The sequence below is a fragment of the Streptomyces sp. AK02-01A genome (assembly GCF_033795305.1).
In the GTDB taxonomy this organism is placed as follows: domain Bacteria; phylum Actinomycetota; class Actinomycetes; order Streptomycetales; family Streptomycetaceae; genus Streptomyces.
This window is the reverse complement of sequence record NZ_JARBAE010000019.1, coordinates 58,611-82,414: the sequence shown is the minus strand read 5'-3', so window position 1 is coordinate 82,414 and position 23,804 is coordinate 58,611. Positions and strand designations below refer to the sequence as shown.

Here is a 23,804-nt window from a genome sequence, read left to right as displayed (position 1 = left end):
TGGGCTCTCATGTCTGCTTCCTCGGGTCGAAGGCCGAGACGGCGGCCAGCTCCTCGAACAGCTCGCGTTCGCGCGGGCTGGGCGACGGGGGCACCATCACTCTGATCTCGGCGTAGAGGTCGCCGGGAGAACCTTTGGGATGAGGCATTCCCTCACCGCGCAGCCGCAGCCGGCGGCCGGTGGAGGTGCCCGGCGGCACCCGGACCGTGGCGGTCCCGCCGGGGCCGGTGACCGGGACGGTCGCACCGAGCACGGCCTCCCACGGAGCGACGGGCAGATCGACGTGGATGTCGCGGCCCGAGAGGCGGTAACGGTCGTGCGGCGCGATCCGGACGACCAGATAGAGATCGCCCGGGGCGCCACGGCCGCGGCCCTGGCCGCCCTGCCCGGCCAGCCGGATCCGCTGGCCGTCGATCACACCGGCCGGGATGTTCACGTCGTAGCCGCGTTCGCCGCCCGGTCCGCCGAAGGTGATCTTCCGCCGGCCGCCCCGGTACGCCTCCTCCACGGTGAGCGTGAGTTCCGCCTCCTGGTCGGCGCCGGGCACCGGCCCGCCGCTCCGGCCCGCCCGGCCGCCGAAGAGATCGCCGAAGAGATCCTCGAAGTCGACGCCGGAGGTGTCGAAGTCGCCTTCCGTCCGGACCCGCGGGCCTCCTCGGGCGGCGCTCCGGCGTCCTCGGAAGGGGCCTTCGCCGTACGCACCGCCGCCGCCGAAGCCCTGGTTGGCGGCGACCCGTTCGTCGTAATCCTCCGGGATCTGCCGGAAGTCGGCGCCGAAGCGGTCGTAGCGCTTGCGGGTATCGGGATCGGAGAGCACGCCGTACGCCTCGTTGATCTCCTTGAAGCGGTCCTCGGCGGCCGGGTCGCGGTTCACGTCCGGATGGTGGCGGCGGGCGAGGGTCCGGAATGCCTGCTGGATCTCGGCCGCGTCGGCGGTGCGCGGGACGCCGAGCACCTCGTAGTAGTCGCGTGCCATGGCGGTCTCATTCCTGCTTGCGGCTGACCGCTACGGCCGCCGGCCGTAGCTGGCGGCCGGGCTCGCCGTAGCCGGGACGCACCACCTCGACGACGGTGCCCGGGGCGGTGTCCGGGGCGTCGACCACGGAGATCACGTCATGCAGCGTCGGGTCGAACGGGACGCCGGTCTCCTCGTGCCGCGGGTAGCCGAGGTTTCTCAGTACCTCCACGGCCTGGTCGCGGACCGCCTGGACGCCCTGGACAATCGCGCCGGGATCGGCGCCGGCGTGGGCCAGCGCCAGTTCGAGGTTGTCGAGGACGGGAAGCCAGGCGGCGGCGGCTCTGGCCCGCTCGGCCTCCAGCTCGCGCGGACGGTCGCGGGCGTAGCGCTTGCGGAGGTTGTCCAGGTCCGCGAGGGCACGCCGCCACCGGTCCTCCAACTCCTCGATGTCCGCCGCCGACGCGGGCCGCTCGGTGGCCCGACCGGACGCCTCCTCTCCCGGTGGCTCCGGCAAAGGCGCCTCTTCCGGGGCGCGGGCCTGGTCGTGTTCCGACATGACGCCACCTCAGCCCCGGTCGAATTCGGCGTCGATGACATCGTCGTCGGCGCTCGGAGCCCCGCCCTGGGCACCGGCGCCGGACGCCGGACCCGGCTGCGCGCCGGGCTGCGCCGATTCGGTGGAGCGGGCCGCCAGCGAGGCGAAGACCTGCTGGAGTTCGGAGGTGAGACTACGGGCGCGGTCCACCGGCGCGTCGTCCTTGACGGCGGTGCGCGCCTCCTCGATCAGAAGCTGGGCACGGGCGCGCTCATGTTCTGGTGCGGCGTCGCCGAGCTCCTCAAGCCGGCGTTCGACCTGGTAGGCGACCGCGTCCAGTTCATTGCGGGCGTCGACCGCCTCGCGCAGTGCCTGGTCGGAGCCACGGTTGCGCTCGGCCTCGGCGATCATCCGCTCGACCTCGGCCGGGTCGAGGTTGGAGCCTTCGCTGATGGTGATCGACTGTTCGGCGCCGGTGTCCTTGTCCTTGGCGCCGACCTTGAGAATGCCGTTGGCGTCGATGTCGAAGGTGACCTCGATCCGGGTCTCGCCGCGGCGAGCGGGCCGGATGTTCTCCAGCCGGAAGCGGCCCAGCACCCGGTTGTCGGCGGCCAGTTCGCGTTCGCCCTGGAGCACCACGACGTCCACGGCGTCCTGGTTGTCCTCGGCGGTGGAGAAGATCTCGGAGCGGCGGGCCGGAATGGTGGTGTTCCGTTCGAGGATCTTGGTCATCACGCCACCCGCGGTCTCCACGCCCAGCGACAGCGGTGTGACATCGAGCAGCAGGACATCCTTGACCTCGCCCTTGAGCACTCCGGCCTGGACGGCGGCGCCCAGCGCCACCACCTCGTCCGGGTTGACGCTCATGTTCGGGGCCTTGCCGCCGGTCAGGCGCCGTACCAGCGCCTGCACCGCCGGGATACGGGTCGAGCCGCCGACGAGAATGACCTCGTCGATGTCGTTGTCGGTGATCTTCGCGTCGTCCATCGCCTGCTTCACCGGGTCCAGGCAGCGCTCCACGAGATCGGCTGTGATCTGCTCGAAGGTGGAGCGGCGGACAGTCTCGGTGAGGTGCTTGGGCCCCGAGGCGTCGGCGGTGACGAACGGCAGGCTCACCTGGGTCTGGGTGACCGAGCTCAGCTCGGTCTTGGCCTTCTCCGCCGCCTCGAACAGCCGCTGCAGGGCCTGCGGGTCCTTGCGGAGATCGATGCCCTCGGTCTTCTGGAAGTCGTCGGCGAGGTGGTCCACCAGCCGGCGGTCGAAGTCGTCGCCACCAAGATGGGAGTCGCCGGCCGTGGAGCGGACCTCCACGACGCCGTCGCCGACGTCCAGGATGCTGACGTCGAACGTACCGCCGCCGAGGTCGAAGACCAGGACGGTCTCATGGCCCTTCTTGTCCAGGCCATAGGCCAGAGCCGCCGCCGTCGGCTCGTTGATGATCCGCAGTACCTCAAGGCCGGCGATCTTTCCGGCGTCCTTGGTCGCCTGCCGCTGCGCGTCGTTGAAGTACGCGGGCACGGTGATGACCGCCTCGGTCACCCGCTCACCGAGCGACTTCCCGGCGTCCTCGGCGAGTTTGCGCAGCACCAGCGCGCTGATCTCCTCCGGCGCGTACTGCTTGCCGTGCACCTCGAAGCGGGCCACTCCGCCCGGTCCCTCCACCACGTCGAAGGAGACCGCCTTGGCCTCTTCGGACACTTCGTCGTAGCGACGGCCGATGAACCGCTTGGCCGAGGTGATCGTGCCCTTCGGGTTGAGAATCGACTGCCGCCGCGCGAGCTGCCCGACCAGCCGCTCACCGTTCTCCGAGAAGGCGACCACCGAGGGTGTGGTCCTGGCTCCTTCCGCGTTCGGGATCACGGCGGGCTCTCCGCCCTCCCAGACCGCGATCACCGAGTTGGTGGTGCCGAGGTCGATACCGACTGCCTTCGCCATGACAAGCTCCTCCGTCGCGACACGGACCGGACGGCGCGGCCCCGGCGGTGTCCGCCGGGGCTCGCACCCACACTTCTCCTCAGCCTCGCCCGCTGCCGCCCGCGGCACCTCGCCCTGACAAGACCAACCAGCGGCGGCTCACCGGTCCCCGAGGACGGGCGCCCGCCGGGCGGGCCGGGCCTGGCCGGGTAAAATGATGGTCGGGGCTGCGGTACCGAGCGCCGGAGGGACTCGCATGGATGTTGCTCCCTTCACCGCGCTCATGCCTTTTCCGCTGGCCCCGCCGCGTGACGCCGCTCCGTCCATTCTTCTCCGCCTCACCACGGCGATGCTCGACGGCGCTGATGAGTACGAGGTGCTGCGCGCCGCGACAGCCGCGATCTCCACGGTCGGCCCGTTCACCACCGAAGCGGCCTACTTCGTGGACGATGGCTCGGCGCAGCGCAGGCTCCCGCGGAACGCGGCCGCCTCAGGCGCGGCGCCGTCCGGCATCGCGGCGGCCGCCGACCGTCTGGAGCGGCGGATCAGTGCTCTGGACGGCCGCAGTGGACGCCTGAACGATCACGACGGTTCCTGGATGTGGGCCCTCGCTCTGCGTCATGGAGATCGCTGTCTCGGCTATCTCGTCGTCCGAGCCCGCACCACGCCCTCGGCCGAGGAGGCCGCACTCGCCGACCTGCTGGCCCGGCAGGCCGGTATCGCTCTGGCGAATCTCGCGGGCCGCCGGGCCGGACGCCGCCACACCGAGGAGTACGCGGGCCCGGAGGCCGACAAGGTCCCGGACGACTTCAGCGGTGCCGCCCTCGCCGTTCTGGAGCGCCAGAGCGCCTTCAGCCACGCGCTTTCCCGCGTCGCGGCCTCCGGCAGCGGCGTGGAGGGCATCCTCCGGATTCTGCACGAACATACGGGGCTGCCGGCTCTGACCGAGGACCTCTTCGGCAATCCCCGGGCCTGGGCCGGGCCCGTCCTTTCCGGACCGGTGGCCCGGCGCCGCGACGAGCCGCTTCCGAACGCATGTCGCCTGCCGGGCGTCCTGCGTGACGGGGAGCGGCTGATCGCACCTGTCGAGATGGCCGGCGACCTGCTCGGCCTGGTCGTACTGGTCGACCCGGACCGACGGGCGGCCCAGGCCGACATCTTCGCCCTCGAACAGGCCGGCCTGGTGCTGGCACCGGAGCTCTCCCACGAGCGTGTGCTCATCGAGCTGGAACCACAACTGCGTCATGACCTTGTCGAGAAGCTGATCTCGGGCAGGGCGACCGAGGACGTGTTCGCCCGCGCGGCCGCCTTCGGCCACGATCTGCGCCGGCCAAACCGTGTCGCCCTGCTCCAGTGGCCCGGGTCGGCCGAGCAGGCGACGGTGGGTGAGGCGGTCGGCCGGGCGGCCAGGCGTCTGCGACTGGACGTACTCGTCGGCAGCCAGCGGGAGAGGACGGTCGTCCTGGTGGCCGGGCTGGAGTCCGGCGACGCACTGTACCGAGCGGTCTCCGAGCACCTCGGCACTCCGGACGGAGCCGTCGGAGTCGGTGGCCGCTGCGACGGCCCGGCGGACCTGCCGCACTCCTACGAGGAGGCCGTCCGCGCGCTGACCGTACGGCGCGGCTCCCACGACCCGCGCGGCAGCACCGACTTCGAGGAGCTGGGCCTCTACCGCATGATGGGCACCGGCAACGGCGAGCGGGAAGCGGACCGCTTTGTCCGGGAATGGCTGGGCGCGCTGCTGGACTACGACTCGCGCCACCACACCAATCTGGTCACCACGCTCTCGCGCTATCTGGAGAGCGGCGGCAGCTACGACGCGGCCTCGGATCTCCTCTGCATTCACCGCAGCACACTGCGATACCGGCTCCAGCGGATCCGCGAGATCACCGGGCACGACCTGAGTGTGGTGGAAACCCGGCTCAATCTGCACGTGGCCACCCGCATCCGCAATGTCCTGGCGGAACCTCCGTGAGCGGTCGGGTCACGCCACGGTTCGCTCCACCGATCCTCACGCCGCTCCGGCGAGCACGCGAACCGGCCGGGACCGGCGGTGCCGGTGCGGCAGTCAGTCCCGGGGGCTCTCGCCCTGCGCGACCTCGATGCTCGCGTGCAGATCGCCGGCCGCTTCCAGGGCCGAGCCGGCCGACAGCGCCAGGCACAGCAGCAGACCGGTGGCGAGGACGCGGCTCATCGTGCGGCGTGCGGGCGTACCTCGCGCCTCACGGTCCAGCAGAGCGGCGACGCGACGTGGCACGGGGCCGGCCGTGGCCGCCAGCGCGAAACCGGGACGTCCCGCGCCGGGTGACTGGGCGGCCCTGGTGGCCAGCGCGGCCTTGCCGATCGCCCGGGCCGCGAGATGACGGTCGCCGACGGACTGTGCGGCGGCCTCGTCGGCGCTGCGTTCCAGCGCGTAACTGAGCGGCTCACGCAGGGCACGCAGGCCGGGATGGCACAGGCCGGCCAGTTCGGTCACGGCGAGAAAGAGATGGTGACGGTCCGTCAGATGAGCGCGTTCATGGGCGAAGAGGGCTTCGCGTTCGGCCGGAGAAAGAGCACGCAGCATGCCGGTGGTGGCCACGATCCTGCCGGGGCGGCCGGGCAGCGCGTAAGCGTCCGGGCTGTCGTCCCTCAGCACGATCAACTCGCCGTCCGCGCCCGCCGCCAGCCGCCTCGCCTGGCGCAACTGGGCCGCACGCCGGGTCAGTCGGCGCACCAGCAGCGCGGCGCACCACAGCAGAAGAGCGGAGGCCACCGTCGCCACAGCGACCACCGCGTCGGGTGAGCCGGTCGCGAGCGGTGTCAGCAGGTCGCCGAGCGCCGCGACGGCGTGCACGCGAGTGGCGCCGGGAACGACAAGGAGGGCCAGTGCGGCCGTGCTGCTGATGGCGAGACCCGCCGCCGTGACGGTCAGTACCCACACCGCTCGCCTCGGCGCGAGGTACGAGAGCAGCCGTCGGCCTACCGGGCCCGCGAGGAAGGGCACCAGGAGCGGCACCCAGACGAAATAGATCATGCGACTCTCCGGTGGCGGAGTGTGAACAGCGCCGTCGTGACAGCCGTACCCGCGAGCGAGACGCCCGGCGCGCCCCGTTCCCGTCCCCGGGTGAGCGGATCACCGGCGGTCAACCGAGCCGGCCCGGTGGCTTCCAGTGCTTCGGCCGCCCGCCGCTCCGTATGCGTGTCACTCATGATGCATGTCACTCATGGGGGACGCTCCTCCCACGCTCCTCGTCTCCAGTGAAGCAGACCGTCTACATCACCGTAGACAATCGTGTCGCTCGATCCCACTCACCATTATGGGAGCAGCCCACCCTGCCCGTATCCGTCCTCGCGGCAGCGCCGCGGGCCGTGAACTTCACCGCGGGCCTGCTTGCTCTGCGCGCCCGGCGCTCACGGCCCTGTGCGTCTCTCGCTTTCCCAGGTCCTCACCGCCGCGGCGATCGGGAGCCCTTCCGAGGCCGGTTCGCACTGAGGCCGCCCGCCATGGCCCGGCGGTCCGCACAACCCGCGCACGATGACCCGGCGGACACCGGCGGAGACCGCTGCCATCCGCCACCACCACCGCGCCCGGACGCGTCGTTGTGCGGCGCACCGGCGCGCGCTCGCCGACGACCAGCGCCGGGCGTGCTCCGTTCGCGCCGGGCGTGACGCCGTGAGCGCCCTGTCCTGCGGTATCGAGCACCGCCACATTGAGGCAGTCGAGAAGGCGCACGGCCCGTCGTCCCGTCGCCGGCCCGGTGAATCGAAGCCCGTGTGAACGCCGTCCATGACGGCACCGGGCCGCTGGAGCCGTACGTCACAGATCCTGGCCGCGACCGCCCGCTTGTTCGCCACCGCCTTCGCACCACTCAGCCCCTGACAGGAGTCCCATGGCAAAGCGAGAATCCCCCGCCGGTCAGTCCGAGGCGGGATCGTCCGCGTCCGAGGAGATGCTCTTCGGTGGTCCTCTGCGGTATGACCTGGGCTGGAGCACACATGAGGACGCGTTCCTCGATCTGACCCTGCGGTCCATGCTCACCAGGCTGCCGCGTCTGATCGGTACGACAGCACGGCTGGCCTGGGAGGCGGACAGACGTGCCCTGTGTCTGGTGACGTCCGCCGAGTTAGGCCGCGGCATCAGCCAGGCGGCCGGTCTGATCGCCGTCAACAAGGTCCTGGCCCAGCTTCTGGCCGAGGGAACCACCACCGAGCGGCTGACCGACGCAGGCCCCTCACTGGCCGTCGCCGGAGGAACCGCTCTGGTGGGGGCTGTGCTGCGGGCCCTGTCCACGGCGGGTACCGGCAGGCTGGAGCCGAAAGTCGAGCGTGTGGCCACCGAGCGGTATCTGTCGCACACCGCGAAGGTCGAGTTGGAGGCCGTGGAGGACGACGAGTTCCACAAGCTTCTCGACAGTGCCCAGTACGGTGCCGGCTCGGCCCGGCGCATGGTGAGTTACGGACAGAACGTCGTCAGCGCGCTGCTGTCGCTGATCGCCGCCGCCGGGGTCCTCGCCGTGCTGCATCCGGTGCTGCTGCCGCTGCTTGTCGCGATGACGCTGCCCAGCGCGTGGGCCGCGCTGACGGTGGCCCGCCGCCGGTATCTGTCCTTCCAGGCGTGGGTGCAGCATTCACGGGCCGGCCATCTCATCAGCCAGATGCTGATCTCCACCGATGCCGCCGCGGAGATCCGCGTCCACAACGTCGGGCCGTTCCTGCTGCACCATTTCCGGGCGATGTCGCAGTCGCAGGAGTCGGAGCAAGGAAGGCTGGCCGGGCTCGCGGCCCGCACCGGGCTGATCGCCGCCGGCTGGACCGGGCTCGCGACGGCCGCCGCGTACGCCGCACTCGGCGGGCTGCTGTGGACCGGGGCCATGGCTCTGTCCGTCGGTGGTACCGCCGTACTCGCCATCCGCAGCGGCTCGTCCAGCCTCGACAGCCTGGTTCTCCAGGTGAATCACATGCACGAGGAGGGGCTGTTCGTCGGAGATCTGAACCGGCTGTGCGAGGAGGCCGTCCACCGGGCGATCCCGGTCGGCGGCCTGCCACTGCCCCAGGCACCGACGGCGATCACTTTCGAGGACGTTGTCTTCACCTATCTGGGCAAGGAAGCCAAGCGGGCCCTGGACGGCGTCAGTCTGACCATCCCGACCGGCAAGATCGTCGCGCTCGTCGGTGAGAACGGAAGCGGCAAGAGCACCTTGATCAAGGTCTTGTGCGGGCTCTACCAGCCGGACTCCGGACGCGTCCTGTGGGATGACGTGGACGCCGCCACGGCGGATCGCCAGGATCTGGTCTCGCGCGTGGCGGTGGTGGGCCAGGACTTCTACCGGTGGCCGTTCACCGCGGCCGCGAACATCGGCATCGGCCGGCCTGACGTGCTGGTCAGCCAGGAGCGGCTCGACCAGGCGGTACGGTACGCGGGCGCCGAGGAGCTGATCGCGGAGCTGCCACGAGGCTGGAAGACACTCCTGGCCCGTGGCTACAAAGGTGGCCACCAGCTCTCCGGAGGCCAGTGGCAGCGGCTCGGACTCGGCCGGGCCCATTACCGGGGCGGCGAGATCCTCATCGTCGACGAGCCGACCTCCGCCCTCGACGCCAAAGCGGAACAGCAGCTCTTCGAACAGATCCGCCGCCTCGCCGACGCCGGGCAGACCGTCATCCTGATCACGCACAGGCTCGGAAGTGTGCGGGCGGCGGACCTGATTCACGTCCTCGACCAAGGACGTGTCGTGGAGAGCGGATCCTTCGCGGAGCTTCTGTCCGACGACACCGAAGGTCCGAAAGCCTTCCGCGACCTCTACCGGATCCAGGCAGCCCAGTACGCCGTCGAGGCTCCGGTGGTACCCGCTCAGAACGGCCGCCTGCCCGTATCCGACCACACTGCGGCCGGCCGGCCGTGAGGCGGGCCGATGTCGCCGAGGTGCTCGACGAGCCAGCCGTTTCGGTCAGCGGTTCCTGGTCACGGCGGCGCCGGCGAACGCCGCTCCGACCGACAACACGGCGGCGAATCCGATCATGGTGGTTTCCATGCTGAGCCGCGTGATGAGAACGCTGAAAAGGATGGACGGCAGGCCCATCCCGACATAGCCGACGACAAAGTACACGGCGAGTACGCCGGCCCGGGAGCCAGGCGCGGCGACCGAGGCCGCCCGCACGACGCCGCCCTTGAACAGCGTGCCCGCACCGGCGCCCGCGACGGCGACCGCCACCAGGTAGAGCCACAGGGCCGGGTGGTACAGCGAGAGCGAGACCAGGGCAGACCGACCGGGAAGAGGCGGCTGCATGTCGTTCAGTCCGGTGTTTCGGCCACCATCCGCGCACTGGAGAAGGACCTGCGAGCGCCGCTCTTCGAACGGTCCTCACAGCGTGTGCTGCTGACCGGTGCCGGCCTGGCCCTGCTGCCGAAGGCGTACGCCACCCTGGAGGCGGCCCGGGACGCGGTGCTCGCCAATGAGGGACGGCTCCACGGCACTCTCCACATCGGCGGTATGACCTCGGTCAGCGTCATCGACATCCCCGCGCTGCTGGGCCGCTACCACACGGAGCACCCCAGCGTGTCGCTGCGGCTGCACGCCTCTCCGCACGGGTCGGCGGGGCTGGCCCAGAGCCTGCTCGCGGGGGATCTGGATGTGGCGTTCGTGTCGCTGACCGGCAGGGTGCCGGCCGGGCTGACGACCCGTGGCCTGGCGGCGTTTCCCATGACACTGGTCGCACCTCGTGACCACCGGCTCGCTCGGCGCGGCGAACCGGTGGTCCTGCGGGATCTGGCCGACGAGCAGTTCATCGACTCGCCTGTCGGCTACGGCAATCGGGATCTCGTGGACCGGGCGTTCGCCGCAGCCGGCGTCAGCCGCCGGGTCGCACTGGAAGTCATGGAGATCGCGACGACGGCGGCCTATGTCCGGCAGGGACTGGGCCTCGCGTTCCTGCCGGAGTTCGTGCTGTCGGCCGATTCCCGAGGGCTCGGCGAACTGCCGGTCGACGGGCCGCCATTGATGTGGCTGCTGTCCGTCGCGGTCTCCTCCAAGCGGCAGCCGACCGCCCCGCTGCGGGCCCTGCTCGACTTGATCGACCGGTATCTGTCCGTGGAGTCCGGACCGGACGTCGCCAGGGACCTGTGACACGCCTGCGGCGAGGATGGTGTGCTACGCGCGCAGGAGAGTCCGGTCCAGGAATTCCCGCATCAGGCCGCCGATTTCGGCGCTCTTCTCCTCCAGTGCGAAGTGTCCGGTATTGAGCGCGTGAAACTCGGCGTTCGGCAGGTCGTTCAGAAAGAGCCTCATATTGGCCTCCGGGAACACACTGTCATTGGCGCCTGTCGCGATCAGCGCGGGCGGCTGATCCTTGCGAAGAAATTCCTTCGCCGCCGAGAAGACGGCCTCTTGCAAAGAGATGTCGTACAGAAAATCGAGCATGATCTCGTCCACGCCGGGACGGTCCAGCAGCGCCTGGTCGATCAGCCAGCAGTCCGGGTCGTTCAGTGACGGATCGCTCACTCCGTCGAGGTACTGGTCCCTGGTGCACTCCAGCGTCACATAGGAACGGGCGACATCCCGGTGCTCGGCGGATCCGTCCTCCCAGTAAGGAATGAGGTCCTTCCAGAAACCGTCTTCGCCGCGCTCCGGATACAGCGGCGCGTTCTGGAGGACAACGGCGCTGATGCGCTCCGGATGTCTGACCGCGAGCCGCCAGCCGATCGAACCTCCGAAGTCCATCATGTACACCGCGTAGCGCCGAACACCCAGGAGACCGAGCAGATCGTCGATGACTTCGGCGACATGGTCGAAGTTGTAGGTGAAGTCGGCCCGGTCCGGTGTGTCACTGTGCCCGAATCCCGGATAGTCGGGCGCGATGACGTGATAGGAGTCGGACAGGTGCGGAATCAGATCTCGATACATGCGCGAGGACGTGGGAAAACCGTGAAGCAGGACCACGACAGGCGCGTCTTTGGGACCGGCTTCGCGGTAGAAGACATTCAGACCGTCGACCTTCGCGGTCCGGAAATATGTGGCGGTGTCGGCTGTTCGCCCGCGAGCACCGGTTGCTGTGGACATACGCGTCTCCAATGAAATGGGCTCGGAGCCGGGGCGCGATTTCCCACTCCCGCCGGGCAGCGCCTCAGCGGCCTCGGCCTTCCGACAAGCGCCGTACGGAATTCTCGCGGCCTTGTGCGCTCGCGGACTCGAAGGGCCGTCCCGCTGCGCCGCCGCCGACAAGCTACAACGATATTGCGGAAACCATCGGCGTGCACCTCCGGTCGGGAGCGTCACCTCAATGTCCTCCGACGGGATTCTCAGTCGGGCGGCGCCGCGGTGAGGTCCATCTCAACAAGCTGTCCTGTGAAGCCCAGTTGAGCGATACCCAGCGGCGGCCGGCCGTCGGCGTGAGCCGTTGCGGTACAGTCTGAGGGTCCTGTTGTCTCCGATAGAGGTGGACGTTGCGCATCTGAGGTTCGCGATCATCGCGCGGTACGGCATTCGCCGTAGTCCGTCACGTCGTAAGCCGGCCTCTGGCCGCCCGTGACTCCGCGTGGATGCGACCTCGGTGCATGAGCCGTCCCTCGCTTCCGGAGGGCCGCACCTCTCTCTCGGTGGTCGCCGCGTGGTGCTCGCATACGAAGCCCCCAATCCGCCGCGCATGCGACTGCGAGAATCATCATGGCCCACCCCATCACGCCCAGCGTCTCTCTGACCTGCTCCGCCCTGTCATTCCAGTGGCCGGACGGCACACCGGTCTTCGACGGGCTCTCTCTCAGCATCGGCCGGGGCCGCACCGGCCTCGTCGGCGCCAACGGCACAGGCAAGTCCACCTTGCTGCGACTGCTGGCCGGCCTGCTGCGCCCCTCCCACGGGTCGGTGACCGTTGGCGGCAGCCTCGCCCACCTTCCGCAGAACATCACACTCGACACCACCCTCCGCGTCGACCAGGCTCTGGGCATCGCCGAGCGGCGTACCGCGCTGCGCGCCATCGAGGCCGGAGACGTGAGGGATGAGCACTTCGAGACGGTCGGCGACGACTGGGACGTCGAAGAGCGGGCCCTCGCGACCCTGGGCTCACTCGGACTCGGCGACGTAGAGTTGGATCGCACCGTGGGCCAGATGTCCGGCGGGGAGACCGTGCTGCTGCGCCTGGCCGCGCTGCTGCTGGAGCGTCCCGACATCCTGCTGCTCGACGAACCCACCAACAACCTCGACCTGTTCGCGCGCCGCCGGCTCTATGAGGCCGTCGACTCCTGGCGTTCCGGTGTGCTGGTCGTGGTCAGCCACGACCGTGACCTGCTGGAGCGTGTGGACCGCATCGCCGAGCTGCGATCCGGATCAGTGAGCTGGTACGGCGGTGGCTGGTCCGCCTACGAAGAAGCGCTGGCCACCCAGCAGGAGGCCGCCGGGCGGATGCTTCGGGCCGCCGAGGCGGATGTGCGGCGGCAGAAGCGCGAGCTGGAGGAGACCCAGATCAAACTGGCCCGCCGCCAGCGGCACAACAAGAAGATGGACGCCCAGCGGCGGGCGCCGAGAATCGTCGCGGGCGAACGCAAACGGTCCGCGCAGGAGTCGGCGGACAAGCTCCGCGGTCTGCACGAGGACCGTCTCCATGAGTCGCGCGAGCGGCGCGAGGAGGCCGCCGACGCGATCCACAACGACGCCGAGATCCGCGTGAGCCTCCCCCACACCGCCGTCCCGGCGGGCCGTACGGTCCTGAGCCTGCACGAGCTGCGTCCCCGGTTCGGCACGCTGCGCGAAGGAAATCTCCATGTGCGCGGGCCCGAACGCATCGCGCTGGTCGGGCGCAACGGCGCCGGTAAGACCACACTGCTGCGCACGCTCACCGGCGAGCTCGCACCGCTGTCCGGCGAGGCCAGGACATTCGTGCCGCTGCGGTTCCTGCCACAGCGCCTGGACGTACTGGACGACGAGCTGAGCGTCGCGGCGAACGTGGCCCGTACGGCTCCCGGCCTCACCGACAACCACATCCGCTCACAGCTCGCGCGGTTCCTGTTCAAGGGAGCACGTGCGGAGCAGCCGGCGGGCACTCTCTCCGGCGGAGAACGCTTCCGGGCCGCTCTCGCGGCGACGATGCTCGCCGCACCGGCCCCGCAGCTACTGATGCTGGACGAGCCGACCAACAACCTCGACATGGCCGGCGTCCGGCAGTTGACGAGCGCGCTCGACTCCTACGAAGGTGCGCTCCTGATCGCAGGCCATGACCTGCCTTTCCTCGAATCGGCAGGCATCACCCGCTGGCTGCTCCTCGCGGAGGAGCTCCAGGAGACCAGCGCCGAGGAGGTCCGCGACCTGCTCGAAGCGTCAGAAGCCGGCTGAGAGTCCGGCGGTCCCTCCGCTCTTCGAACGCCGCGCCGCGCGGGACAACGGCTCGTCGCGGATCTTGAGGGAACCGGACGACGGCAGCGCGACGTCCCATGCCGTGCTGTCGTCGTCCGCCGCTGGAGGTGCACCGTATGCTGACCGCTCTGGGCCTGCTCTTCGCCGCCGTACCGCTGATCGCCTGGGGCATGGTGGCGCGGACCCGGGTGATCGGCTCGGTATTCGGCGCCGTACTACTGGCCTGTGCCGGTCTGCTGATCGCCGTACAACACGGCTGGGTGCCGGCGCACAGGGTCGACGCGCACGCGCTCTACGCGCTCGGCACGGCGCTGCTTGTCGCTTTCGGCGGAAGCCTGGAGCGGCGGCTGGAGGGTCGCGCGCCCGCTGAGTGGGTTCACCGGCGGAACGGGGCCGTCGGCCTTCTGGGGACGCAGATCGCACTCACTCTCTGCGGCTGTCTGCTGTACGTGGCGGTCGCCGGCGCGTCGGTGCCGTCCGCCCGCGCCGTCCCGCCGCTGCCGCCCGGCCTCACGGTGCTCGCGCGGCACAGCGGCTGCGGCTCGGGCAACTGTTATCGCCTGCTGGAGATCGGCAGTACCAGCCGGCTCTCCCGGGAGGAGATCGTCCGGAAGCTCGACCGTCCGCACGAGACCTGCCGTCCCAACGGCTGGCTGCTGGACCGGCGGGACCTGTGTGTCGGAGTCGACGACTCCGGTGACCAGATCCGGCTCTATGTCACCCTCAGCGATCTGATGGACTGACCCGACCGGCGAGTGAAGGATTCCGTGCCATGGCGACGTACGTATTGATCCATGCGGCGGCGGTCGATTCCTGGTACTGGGGGCCGCTGTCCGCCGAGTTGCGCGGCCGGGGCCATGACGTGGTCGCACCGGATCTACCGTGTGACAACGCGTCGGCCGGGCTGGCGGAATACACCGACACCGTCGTCGAGGCGATCGGCGAGCACACCGATCTCGTCGTCGTCGCCCACTCGTTGGGCGGTTTCACCGGCCCGCTGGTGTGCGACCGAGTGCCGGCGGATCTGCTGGTGATGCTCCAGGCCCAGGTGCCGGCGCCGGGCGAGTCACCGGGTCAGTGGTGGGACAACTCCGGTTACGGCCCGGCGCGGCTGGAGGCCGACCGCCACAGGGGTGTCGCGGACGGCTCGGAGGAAGACACACTCTCCCTCGTCCTGCACGACACTCCGGCCGACCTGGCCGCCGAGTTCATGGCGGAACACCAGCGGCACCAGGCGCCGACACCATTCGGCGAGCCGTGGCCGCTGGACGCGTGGCCGGATGTACCGACCAAGTTCCTGCTGTCGTCCGGCGACCGCTTTCTCCCGCCCGAGTTCATGCGGAAGATGGTCGCCGAGCGCCTTGGTTTCCGGCCGGACGAGATGCCCGGCGATCACTGCCCCATGCTCGGCCGTCCGAAGGAACTGGCCGACCGCCTGGAGGCGTACCGCGCCGAACTGTGAGCGGGCCCGCACAGTTCGACCGACGAGGGCTCGACTCAACGAGCGTGCGAAGGTGCGGCCCCTGGCGCACCGGCGCGCAGACCGTCCATGACCAGGTCGAGCATCCGGCCGGCCCGTGCTTCCCAGTCGTCGCCGGAGTCGATCCGCCAGAGAAAGCCCATGACGAGCAGCACATCGTCGGGGTCGTGGCCAGGCCGGATACTGCCTGCCTTCTCACATGCCTGGAGGAGCAGGGTGACGGCGCCGATGACCGGTCCGTAGGTCTCACCGGCGAGACCGTCGCTCGTGGCGGCATGCAGCACATCCGCCAGGCCGTGCTTGATCCTGCCGTAGTACGCGAGCCGGTCGAACCACAGCCGCAACGCGTCCAGCGGAGGGTGTTCCTCAAGCAGCACCGGCGCGGAGTCCGCGAGTTGCTGGACGTCGTAACGGTAGACCGCGAGCACCAGCGCCTCGCGGTTGGGGAAGTGCCGGTAAAGAGTGCCGGGGCCCACACCGGCCTTCTTCGCGATCGAGTTCAGCGAGGCGTCGCTGGAGGCCGCGAGAGCGTCGCGCGCGACGTCGAGGATGCGGTCGCGGTTGTGCCGCGCGTCCGCACGCACGGGTTCGTGCTGTCGCCGGGTCATGACACCTCCGTCTTTCCATGGTGGCACGGCATTGCCAAACGGAGAGGTCTCCGGTAGCGTCCGCATCAACCGGAGAGATCTCCGGTTCAGTGGAGCACAGAGGGAGTGTGGCCGGCACCGGACGGCCATTCGCCCCGCACCGCACACCCTCCGGGCGCGAGCCAGCATACGGCCACGGGTCCAGAGCGGCCCGTGGCGAGCACCGACGACGGTGTTCGCCCTCCGTGTCCGCCCGCCGGAGAGCGGCCAGCCCACGCAGAACAACGCCGGACACCGCGACCAGGAGAGCATCATGCGCTACATCAAGCTCGGCAACACCGGCCTCGACGTGTCACCGATCGCCCTCGGATGCATGACCTACGGCGAGCCGGAGCGCGGCCATCCCACGTGGTCGCTGACCGAAGAAAAGAGCCGTCCTCTCATCAGGCGGGCCGTCGAGGCGGGTATCAACTTCTTCGACACCGCGAACATGTACTCGCAGGGTTCCAGCGAGGAGATCGTCGGCCGGGCGCTCAAGGACTTCGCCGACCGCGACGAGGTCGTCATAGCCACCAAGGTCCGGCATCCCATGCGGCCGGGCCCGAACGGTTCCGGGCTGTCACGCAAGGCGATCTTCACCGAGATCGACCACAGCCTGCGCCGGCTCGGCACCGACTACGTCGACCTCTACCAGATCCACCGCATGGACAACTCCACTCCGATCGAGGAAACGCTGGAGGCCCTGCACGACGTTGTGAAGGCCGGCAAGGTCCGGTACATCGGTGCCTCGTCCATGCACGCCTGGGAGTTCAGCAAGGCTCTGCGTCTTCAACGACAGCACGGCTGGACGCGGTTCGTCTCGATGCAGGACCACTACAACCTGCTCGCCCGTGAGGAGGAGCGGGAGATGCTGCCGCTGTGCGCCGACGAAGGCGTCGGCACCATCGTCTGGAGCCCGCTCGCCCGCGGCCGCCTCGCCCGTGAGAGCGAGGCGCCGACCGGCCGGTCGGGAAACGACCCTTTCGCCGACATGCTCTACACGCAGGAGTCGAGTGACCGCGCCATCATCGACGCCGTCGCGATGATCGCCCGAGCCCGCGGCGTCAGCCGGGCGCAGATCGCGCTGGCCTGGTTGCGGCACAACCCCGTCGTCGTCGCTCCACTCGTGGGCGCGAGCAAGCCCGCGCACCTGGACGACGCGGTGGCCTCGCTCGCCATCGAACTGACTGATGACGAGGTGGCCGCGCTCGAAGCGCCGTACACACCGCGCGCCGATTTCCAGGGCATCTCCGACGACACCGAACTGGCCCGCATCTCGGCCAGGCTCGGGATCACACCGGCTCGTTCCTGACCGCGGGAGCCATCACCGGTGGCGACTTCACCGCCGGACACCGGTGATGGCTCTCCGCGCCGGCCTTGGCCGACGGCATGTCACCGCGTTCCGGTGCCCGCCGCGGGTGCCGGTTCCGGCGACGGTCCCGGCGGGAGCGGCATGGGGCTGTAGCGCTCCTGGACGGCCACAGGGTCGTCGCTGTCCGCAGACGTGATGATCAGGAAGCGTTCGCGAGCGCGGGACTTCGCCGCCTCCGTCGGCGTCAGCACCTCGCGCAACAGGCCGATCGCCTGGCTGACCTGCGCGCCCGCCACATTCGTGGTGAACATGGTGAGCACCTCCTTGCGGCCGAACGGCGCTGCCCGGTTCTGTGTGAGCCAGAGCTTGTAGTTCTTGCCCGGTTCCAGTCCGGTCGCGGCGACTTGCAGCAGGTCCAGTGCACCGAGTGCGTTCACGGAGACGGTCGCGTGCGCCCGTCCGCCACTGCCCTTCGGCGCGCTCAGCGTGAGATGACCGGCATGACCCGCGACTCCGAGAGGCTGGAGGTTGGCCGTACCACTGCCGGACGGGACGGCGCGCGGGACGTAGAGCAGTTGCTGTGGCTGCTGGCCGACGGGAATGGTGGCGATCACCTGGTTCCTCAGTGTGTCGACGGCGATGACGGCGTCCTGGTTCTCCAGCCCGACATAGACCCGCGTGCCATCGCCGGACACCCAGATACCGTGTGGCAGATCGCCGGTCGGGATGGTGGCCATCAGGGTCGGCACCTTGCCGCGCCGGTAGACCTTCACCTTGTTCTCTCCGCCCACCGTCACATAACCGAACTTGCCCTTGGCGTTGTCGACGAGTGTGACGTGATTGGTGATCGGTCCGCTGTTGATCGTCGAGAGGATGCGGAACGGCGGGCGGGCGCTCATCACCTGCGTCTTGCCGGAGTCCTTCAGCGTGAACCAGACCTCGGTGCCGTCCCGGCTCACGGCCAGGTTGGGCGAGAAGGGACTGGCCTGGGGAACGCGGGCCACGACGCGGTACGTCCGGGTGTCCACCACATTCACTTCCGGAGTGAAGCTGGAAGGTATGAAGGCGTACCTGCCGTCCGGCCGGAACAGCACCATTCCCGGTCCGTTCGCCGTCTTCACCCGGCGCTTCTCCGTCATCTTCACGGGATCGATCACCGAGACGTATGCCTCGCCGCGTACGGTCGCCCAGAGTTCCTTGCCGTCGGGCGTGAAGAACGTCTCGTGCGGCGAGCGCCCTACGTACACGACGCCTTTGACCTTGTTCGTCGCCGTGTCGATCAGTGTGACCGAGTTGGACCCGATGGAGACGACGGCGAGGGTCTTGTGGTCCGGCGAGAAACCGCCTCCGTGGACGAGCAGTTGGTTCTTGTACAGCGGACTGAGCGCGCCCGGAACGGGGTCACCGAGGCGGATCGTACCGAGGAGCCGGTTGGCGGCGGGATCGATCACGGAGACGGTGTTCGACGTCTGGTCCGAGGTGTACACCCGGTCCTGGCCGGATATCGGAATCACCGCTTCCGAACCCGTCCCGGCCTTCCGGTCGGAGAATTCCTCGCGCGGCCGTATCGGCTCGCGCGGCGCGGGGTGCCGGACGTGTGACGGCTTCGCGGGCATCCGGCTCCTCAGCACGCCGATCTCCTGCTGCTGCGTGACGATGATCTCGTGAGCCAGCCGCCGCAGCACAGGGTCCTTGCCGTGCTCCAGGACCGCCTTGGCCATATCGACGGCTGCCTGGTGGTGCGGCATCATCATGGCCGCGAAGTCATGATCGGCGTTGCCGGTCATGGACTGCTTCGCCATGGCTTCCATCATGGCCTTCATGCTCTTGTCCATCTTGCGCGCGAATGCTCCGTGGGCGCTCGCGTGGGACGGGTGGTCATGCCTCGACGCCGCCGTCCGCTGCCCTTCGGACAGACACGCGACCAGGCTCAGAGCGAGGCATCCGGCTGTTCCTGTGACGCCCAGCCGACGAAGTGCACTGGCTTTCATCCGGTCTCTCTCTTCCCACCCGGCATGACCGGGTCGACATGGCTGACGTCCCCGGACCGTGGCTCCGCCTCGGCGGCTGCCCGTCACGGATGGCTCCCGGCATCGGATTCGTACGTGGTCCACGTCGGAGCACGACCGAATCCCCACTGGGTGGTGGGCCCCAGTCTTCTCAGCCGACGGACGGATGTCGTCTCCAGCCATGCAGTCGAGTGAATCGGCAAGTCCCGCTGAGCCAGGCCCTCTTCGCCTCGGCCTCGTCCCGCGAGCGACCATGGTGACGGTCGCTCGCGGGACGAGGCCGACGCCGGTGGGGTCGGACTGTGCCGTACGGGAAATCGCGCCGGGCGCGTGTCAGCCGTTCACCGGTGGGCGAGAGAGGTGCCGGCCGCCTCGCTCGGTTCAAGGACGATCCGGCTCTTGTCGCCGCGGTCGAGACAGCCCGCCACCAGCGCGACAACCAGGCCGACGACGGCAAGACCGGCGCCGATCACGGCACAGGACATCCATCCCCACCCGGAGGCGATCGCCGCGCCGCCGAGCCATACGCCACCGGCGTTGGCCAGGTTGAACGCCGAGTGGTTGGAGGCCGCGGAGAGCGTGGGCGCGTCGGAGGCGGAACGGATGACCATCATCTGCAGCGGTGCGGTCATCAGGAAGCCGACGGCGCCGAGCAGCACCACCATGATCAGGGCCAGCCAGACAATGTGGGCGGTGAAGTAGAACGCGACCAGGACGATGGCCAGTCCGCCCAGGCTCGCGTAGACGGTGGGCCGGGCCGCGCGGTCGGTCAGCGGACCGGCTGCCGCCACTCCGATCGTCATGCCGACACCGCACAGCGCCAGCACCCACATCACCGAGGACTCTCCCAGCCCCATCACATGGGTGGTGATGGAGGCCAGGTAGGCATAGGTGGCGAAGACTCCGGCGAAGCCGAAAATGGCGGTGGCCAGTCCCAGCAGGACCTGCCGGTTACGGAAGGCCCGCAGCTCGCGGCGCAGACTCTGCTGCGGCTGAACCGGCTCGTAGGGAATGAGCGCGGTCAGCGCGGCGACGGCCACCACACCGATGCCGGTGACCACCAGGAAGGTGGCGCGCCAGCCGAGATCCTGGCCGAGCAGGGTGGCGGCGGGGACACCGACGATGTTGGCGAAGGTCAGGCCGAGGAGAATGGTGGCGACCGCTCGTCCCTCACGGCCCTTTCGGACGAGACGCGTGGCGACGACCGATCCGGCACCGAAGAAGGCACCGTGGGGCAGTCCGGAAATGAAGCGTCCGGCCATCAGCCAGCCGAAGTCCGGGGCGAGCGCGGAGAGCAGGTTGCCCGCTACGAAAATGCCCATCAGCATCACCAGCAGCCATTTGCGCGGCATGCGGACGCCGATGACAGCCAGGAGCGGGGCCCCGATCACCACGCCGAGCGCATAGGAGGAGACCAGATTGCCGGCGGTGGGCACCGTGATGTGCAGATCCGCCGCGACGTTGGGCAACAGGCCCATGATGACGAACTCGGTGGTGCCGATCCCAAAAGCGCTGATGGCCAGTGCGAGGAGTGCCAGAGGCATGGAGAGAAGCCATTCGGTGAGCGTGACTGCGGCGGGAGGAAACGACGGTCGAGACCGGTAGCGGCTGCCTGCCCGGGACTGGTCGAGGGCGCGTCCGTCGGCGGCTCGGCGCTCCCTCTCCGGTCCGCGGCAGGCTCGGCCGGGGCGGGTCAGCCGATGCTGAGGCGTCCGCCGGCTACTTCCAGGACCACTCCGGTGATGTAGCTGGAGCGGCGGGATGCGAGGAAGACGACCGCCTCGGCCACCTCCTCGGGCTCGGCGATGCGGCGCATGGCCGTGGTCTCGGCGATTTTCCTGAGGGTGGCGGCGTCCATCTCATCGGTGCCCGGGGTCCGGGTGGGACCGGGCGCGACCGCGTTCACTCGTACGCCCTTGTCCGCGTACTCAGCGGCCCAGACCTCGGTGAGCTGTTCCAGCGCCGCCTTGGAGGCGGAGTACATGCCGGTGCCCGTGGTCGCGACCGCGGCGGCCAGGGTGCTGATGTTCACGACGGATCCGTGGCCGCGCTCGACCATGCCGGGAGCCAGGGAACGGACCAGCAGATAGGGAGCCTTGGTGTTGAGGTCCATGTGCAGGTCGAACAGTTCGTCCGTCATCCCGGAGGTGGGCAGGAACTTGTAGACGCCCGCGTTGTTGATCAGGATGTCGACCGCACCTGCCTCCTCGGCCAGGCGCAGTACGTCTTCGGTCTTGCTGAGATCGGCCTGGACGAAGCGAGCCGCGCCGCCAGTGGCTTCGATCTCGGCGACGACCTCCAGGCCTCGTTGGGCGTCGCGGCCATGCACCACGACCTCGGCTCCCTCCTGTGCGAGCTGTACGGCTACGGCTCGGCCGATGCCGGCCGTAGCTCCGGTGACAAGAGCGGTCAGTCCGGACAGTGCCATGTCGTTCCCATCGGGTAGTGAGCCGAGTGCGGCCCGGCTCAAACGTGGATCCTTCTCGGTCCAGCCGGAGGCGGCCGGGCTCGGGAGGCCAGTGAGCTCTGAGGAACTGGTCTCCCCGTCAGCCAGTCCGGCGACTACCTCGGTGAAGTAGCCGTCCTCAATGAATGGCCCTTCAATGAGCAAGGAGCCTGGCTAGACGATGGAAGGGTCGTTCTCCCGTCGCTGGAATGTCAATTCCAGCCGCTGAACAGCACTTACGCACTTCGGCCAAGCGGTCAGGGAGGGCCCTGGCCCGGCCAGGATGCGGCGGCTGCGCTCCAGACGTAAGGTGCGCCGGACCGTCAGACGGCGAAACTGCGGATGTGCTCAAGGACGGCGTCCAGAGCGGCGGCGAGCTGCTCGGGATCGCGGTGGATCTGCGTCAGCAGCACGCCGCCCTGCAGCGCCGCGAGCAACGCGGCGGACAGCTTGTCGGGATCGGCCTCCGCACGCATTTCACCGCGCTCACGCATCCTGTGCAGGCCGGAGCGAATGGGCTCCTGCCAGCGGGTGAAGGCAGCCGCCAGATAGGCGCGGGCCTCGGGGCTGGACTCGACCAGCTCGCTCGCCAGCGCGCCGAGTTCGCAGCCCCCGGCGCAGCCGTTCTCGATCTGCAGACTGACCCTCTGGTCACGCCATGCCTTCAGGTCGTCGAAGGAGTCAAGGTGGTCGAGGAAGGGCTGCTGACGCTCGAAAGCCGCGTCCGCCTGGAAGGCGACGACGGCACGGACCAGGCCGCCTTTGTCTCCGAAGTAGTGGTAGAGCTGGGAGGCGCTGACGCCGGCGGTCTCCAGCACGTCCTCGACGGTGGTGCGCGCGGCGCCGCGCTCCGCCATCAGGTCGGCGGCCGCCCGGACGATGCGGTCCTTGGTGGCCTGTCCCTGCGAGGTCAGACGAGGTGCCGACACCGGCTTGCGAGCAGTCCTGGACATGGTGCTCAGGCTACGCGCTGCCGAGCGCGGCCAGATCCTGTCCCGACAGCGACCGGACCGGCCCGTACGAGACCGGGCCGCCGCGTCGCACGAGACGGTCCGGTTCAGCCGTCCGGAGAGCGGCCCCGCTATTACCGCCATGCCGACCCGGATGACCAGCCGGCCGCGAGCGTCCGCGCGGCATGCCCGGAATCCGACAGCACCGCGCGGTCCGCCGGGCTCACACCCGTGGTCCTGTCGGCCGCTCTTCCGGACCGGAGAATGGGCCTACGCCATACGGGGCATTCGTACGAGGAATACGACGGCGGGTGGCACAGAATCTTTCTGTGCCACCCGACGCTTTTGCGCTGTGTGCTCGTCCTACGAATACGGCGTGGCCGTCAGAGTCACGGCCGCCGCCCGTCAGGTCTTCGCGAGCGAGCAGGCGTTCTGCGCGAGGGCAGGCGGGACGGACGAGACGTTGCTGAGCAGAAGACGACACAGCAGGGAGTCCAGCGGCAGACCGGTGCCGCCGACGGCGCAGGCCAGATTGGTGTCGGTGCTCGAATAGCCGAGATCGGCGAGGTAGGACGTGCAGTCACTGGGTGCCGCCTGCGCGGTCGGCGCGGCGAGCACCAGTCCGCCGAGAGCGGCCGCGACGGTGACCACCACAGCGACGACGCGGGAACGTACGGTACGGATCATGATTCCTCCTGAGGGTGAGCGCTCATTCCCTCTCCGCGGTCCGTGCGAAAAGGGATTCCAAGGCGCATTGCATTGAATTCCCTTCATTCCCGACCGGGCAATCAGTTCTTAACTGTTCTAAATCGCGATGCGAATTTAATGAGACACCGACATCCACTTATTCCAGTCATATCGGTTGTTTTCTTGAGGTCACTTGGGCCACAAAGACACCTTCAGCCTCAGAGGCCCCGCGGCCGGAAGTCCTTCCGATGAAAAGAGAAACCAAACGCATACGCGTCTGGCATATTCGGGCACCGGTTTACGCGAGGCGGTTGCGCAGAGATGGCCTGAAAGCGCCGTGGCATCAACGGACCAGACGAGGCGTTCAATCCGCCCAGCCGACTCGATCCTGGACCGGCAGCCGCGAGGAGGGCTCGCCAAACCGCCGCGCAGGACTGTCCCGTCACTCCGGCTGGATCAGCGCGCGGCGTCGGACGGGACAGCCCTGAGGTCGGCACCGCAGGCATGAGGTCGTTCTGGCCGAGGCCCATAGCAACGGCCACGGCGCCCCTCATCGGCGAACGCG

19 protein-coding genes and 1 pseudogene are annotated in these 23,804 nt (G+C 69.1%); 8 read left to right on the top strand and 12 right to left on the bottom strand.

The annotated features are described in order from the left end of the window. Nucleotides 1-7 precede the first annotated feature (7 nt). From PV679_RS19345 to dnaK, 3 genes are read right to left on the bottom strand one after another with little or no spacing between them, the layout of a single operon-like run. On the bottom strand, nt 8-976 hold the full coding sequence (locus PV679_RS19345; RefSeq protein WP_319681558.1) for a J domain-containing protein: 969 nt from the start codon (nt 974-976) through the stop codon (nt 8-10). A 7-nt stretch (nt 977-983) separates the two neighbouring features. Continuing rightward, nucleotides 984-1,514 (bottom strand): nucleotide exchange factor GrpE, encoded by a 531-nt coding sequence (locus tag PV679_RS19340; protein ID WP_319681557.1) that lies wholly within the window; start codon nt 1,512-1,514, stop codon nt 984-986. Nucleotides 1,515-1,523: 9 nt separating this feature from the next. After that, nucleotides 1,524-3,428 carry a molecular chaperone DnaK gene (dnaK, locus tag PV679_RS19335; protein WP_319681556.1) on the bottom strand — a complete coding sequence of 635 codons (1,905 nt, stop codon included), beginning with the start codon at nt 3,426-3,428 and terminating at the stop codon, nt 1,524-1,526. Nucleotides 3,429-3,663: 235 nt separating this feature from the next. On the opposite strand from dnaK, the gene PV679_RS19330 reads away from it, so the two are divergent. Beyond that, entirely contained in the window at nt 3,664-5,382 is a 1,719-nt protein-coding gene (locus PV679_RS19330) for a PucR family transcriptional regulator (RefSeq protein ID WP_319681555.1), read from the top strand. A 93-nt stretch (nt 5,383-5,475) separates the two neighbouring features. Here PV679_RS19330 and PV679_RS19325 read toward each other — a convergent pair whose 3' ends face one another. Next, complete coding sequence (locus PV679_RS19325) at nt 5,476-6,423, bottom strand: M56 family metallopeptidase (RefSeq protein WP_319681554.1); 948 nt, start codon at nt 6,421-6,423, stop codon at nt 5,476-5,478. Between the two features lie 856 nt (nt 6,424-7,279). Here PV679_RS19325 and PV679_RS19320 point away from each other — a divergent pair. After that, nucleotides 7,280-9,289: an ABC transporter ATP-binding protein gene (locus tag PV679_RS19320; protein ID WP_319681553.1), complete on the top strand. Its 2,010-nt coding sequence runs from the start codon at nt 7,280-7,282 to the stop codon at nt 9,287-9,289. Nucleotides 9,290-9,334: 45 nt separating this feature from the next. On the opposite strand, the gene PV679_RS19315 is transcribed toward PV679_RS19320, so the two are convergent. Then, on the bottom strand, nt 9,335-9,673 hold the full coding sequence (locus PV679_RS19315; RefSeq protein WP_319681552.1) for a hypothetical protein: 339 nt from the start codon (nt 9,671-9,673) through the stop codon (nt 9,335-9,337). On the opposite strand from PV679_RS19315, the pseudogene PV679_RS36205 reads away from it, so the two are divergent. Together PV679_RS36205 and PV679_RS19310 are read left to right on the top strand one after the other, a co-directional pair. Further along, nucleotides 9,668-9,724 (top strand): annotated as a pseudogene (locus tag PV679_RS36205) (hypothetical protein); the annotation flags it as partial. The gene PV679_RS19315 and the pseudogene PV679_RS36205 sit on opposite strands and share 6 nt — an antisense overlap. 33 nt (nt 9,725-9,757) lie before the next feature. Further along, complete coding sequence (locus PV679_RS19310) at nt 9,758-10,510, top strand: LysR substrate-binding domain-containing protein (RefSeq protein ID WP_319681551.1); 753 nt, start codon at nt 9,758-9,760, stop codon at nt 10,508-10,510. Nucleotides 10,511-10,534: 24 nt separating this feature from the next. Here PV679_RS19310 and PV679_RS19305 read toward each other — a convergent pair whose 3' ends face one another. Then, on the bottom strand, nt 10,535-11,443 hold the full coding sequence (locus PV679_RS19305; protein ID WP_319681550.1) for an alpha/beta hydrolase: 909 nt from the start codon (nt 11,441-11,443) through the stop codon (nt 10,535-10,537). Between the two features lie 603 nt (nt 11,444-12,046). On the opposite strand from PV679_RS19305, the gene PV679_RS19300 reads away from it, so the two are divergent. The 3 genes from PV679_RS19300 to PV679_RS19290 all read left to right on the top strand — a co-directional run bounded on the left by PV679_RS19300 (nt 12,047) and on the right by PV679_RS19290 (nt 15,191). Continuing rightward, entirely contained in the window at nt 12,047-13,708 is a 1,662-nt protein-coding gene (locus PV679_RS19300; RefSeq protein WP_319681549.1) for an ATP-binding cassette domain-containing protein, read from the top strand. 137 nt (nt 13,709-13,845) lie between these two features. Continuing rightward, nucleotides 13,846-14,472 (top strand): hypothetical protein, encoded by a 627-nt coding sequence (locus PV679_RS19295; RefSeq protein ID WP_319681548.1) that lies wholly within the window; start codon nt 13,846-13,848, stop codon nt 14,470-14,472. Between the two features lie 29 nt (nt 14,473-14,501). Beyond that, nucleotides 14,502-15,191, top strand: a complete 690-nt coding sequence (locus PV679_RS19290) for an alpha/beta hydrolase (protein WP_319681547.1) — start codon at nt 14,502-14,504, stop codon at nt 15,189-15,191. Between the two features lie 35 nt (nt 15,192-15,226). On the opposite strand, the gene PV679_RS19285 is transcribed toward PV679_RS19290, so the two are convergent. Next, complete coding sequence (locus PV679_RS19285) at nt 15,227-15,817, bottom strand: TetR/AcrR family transcriptional regulator (protein ID WP_319681546.1); 591 nt, start codon at nt 15,815-15,817, stop codon at nt 15,227-15,229. A gap of 292 nt (nt 15,818-16,109) precedes the next feature. Between PV679_RS19285 and PV679_RS19280 the strand changes: the two genes are divergently transcribed. Next, entirely contained in the window at nt 16,110-17,147 is a 1,038-nt protein-coding gene (locus tag PV679_RS19280; RefSeq protein WP_319681545.1) for an aldo/keto reductase, read from the top strand. A gap of 80 nt (nt 17,148-17,227) precedes the next feature. On the opposite strand, the gene PV679_RS19275 is transcribed toward PV679_RS19280, so the two are convergent. From PV679_RS19275 to PV679_RS19255, 5 genes are all read right to left on the bottom strand, one after another. Beyond that, on the bottom strand, nt 17,228-19,138 hold the full coding sequence (locus PV679_RS19275) for a DUF305 domain-containing protein (protein WP_319681544.1): 1,911 nt from the start codon (nt 19,136-19,138) through the stop codon (nt 17,228-17,230). Between the two features lie 359 nt (nt 19,139-19,497). Beyond that, entirely contained in the window at nt 19,498-20,700 is a 1,203-nt protein-coding gene (locus PV679_RS19270) for an MFS transporter (protein WP_319681543.1), read from the bottom strand. 149 nt (nt 20,701-20,849) lie between these two features. Next, a complete protein-coding gene (locus tag PV679_RS19265) occupies nt 20,850-21,584 on the bottom strand; it encodes an SDR family oxidoreductase (RefSeq protein WP_319681542.1) in 735 nt (244 codons plus the stop codon). Nucleotides 21,585-21,925: 341 nt separating this feature from the next. Continuing rightward, complete coding sequence (locus PV679_RS19260) at nt 21,926-22,555, bottom strand: TetR/AcrR family transcriptional regulator (RefSeq protein ID WP_319681541.1); 630 nt, start codon at nt 22,553-22,555, stop codon at nt 21,926-21,928. Nucleotides 22,556-22,957: 402 nt separating this feature from the next. Next, nucleotides 22,958-23,239 (bottom strand): hypothetical protein, encoded by a 282-nt coding sequence (locus tag PV679_RS19255; protein WP_319681540.1) that lies wholly within the window; start codon nt 23,237-23,239, stop codon nt 22,958-22,960. Nucleotides 23,240-23,804: the final 565 nt, after the last annotated feature.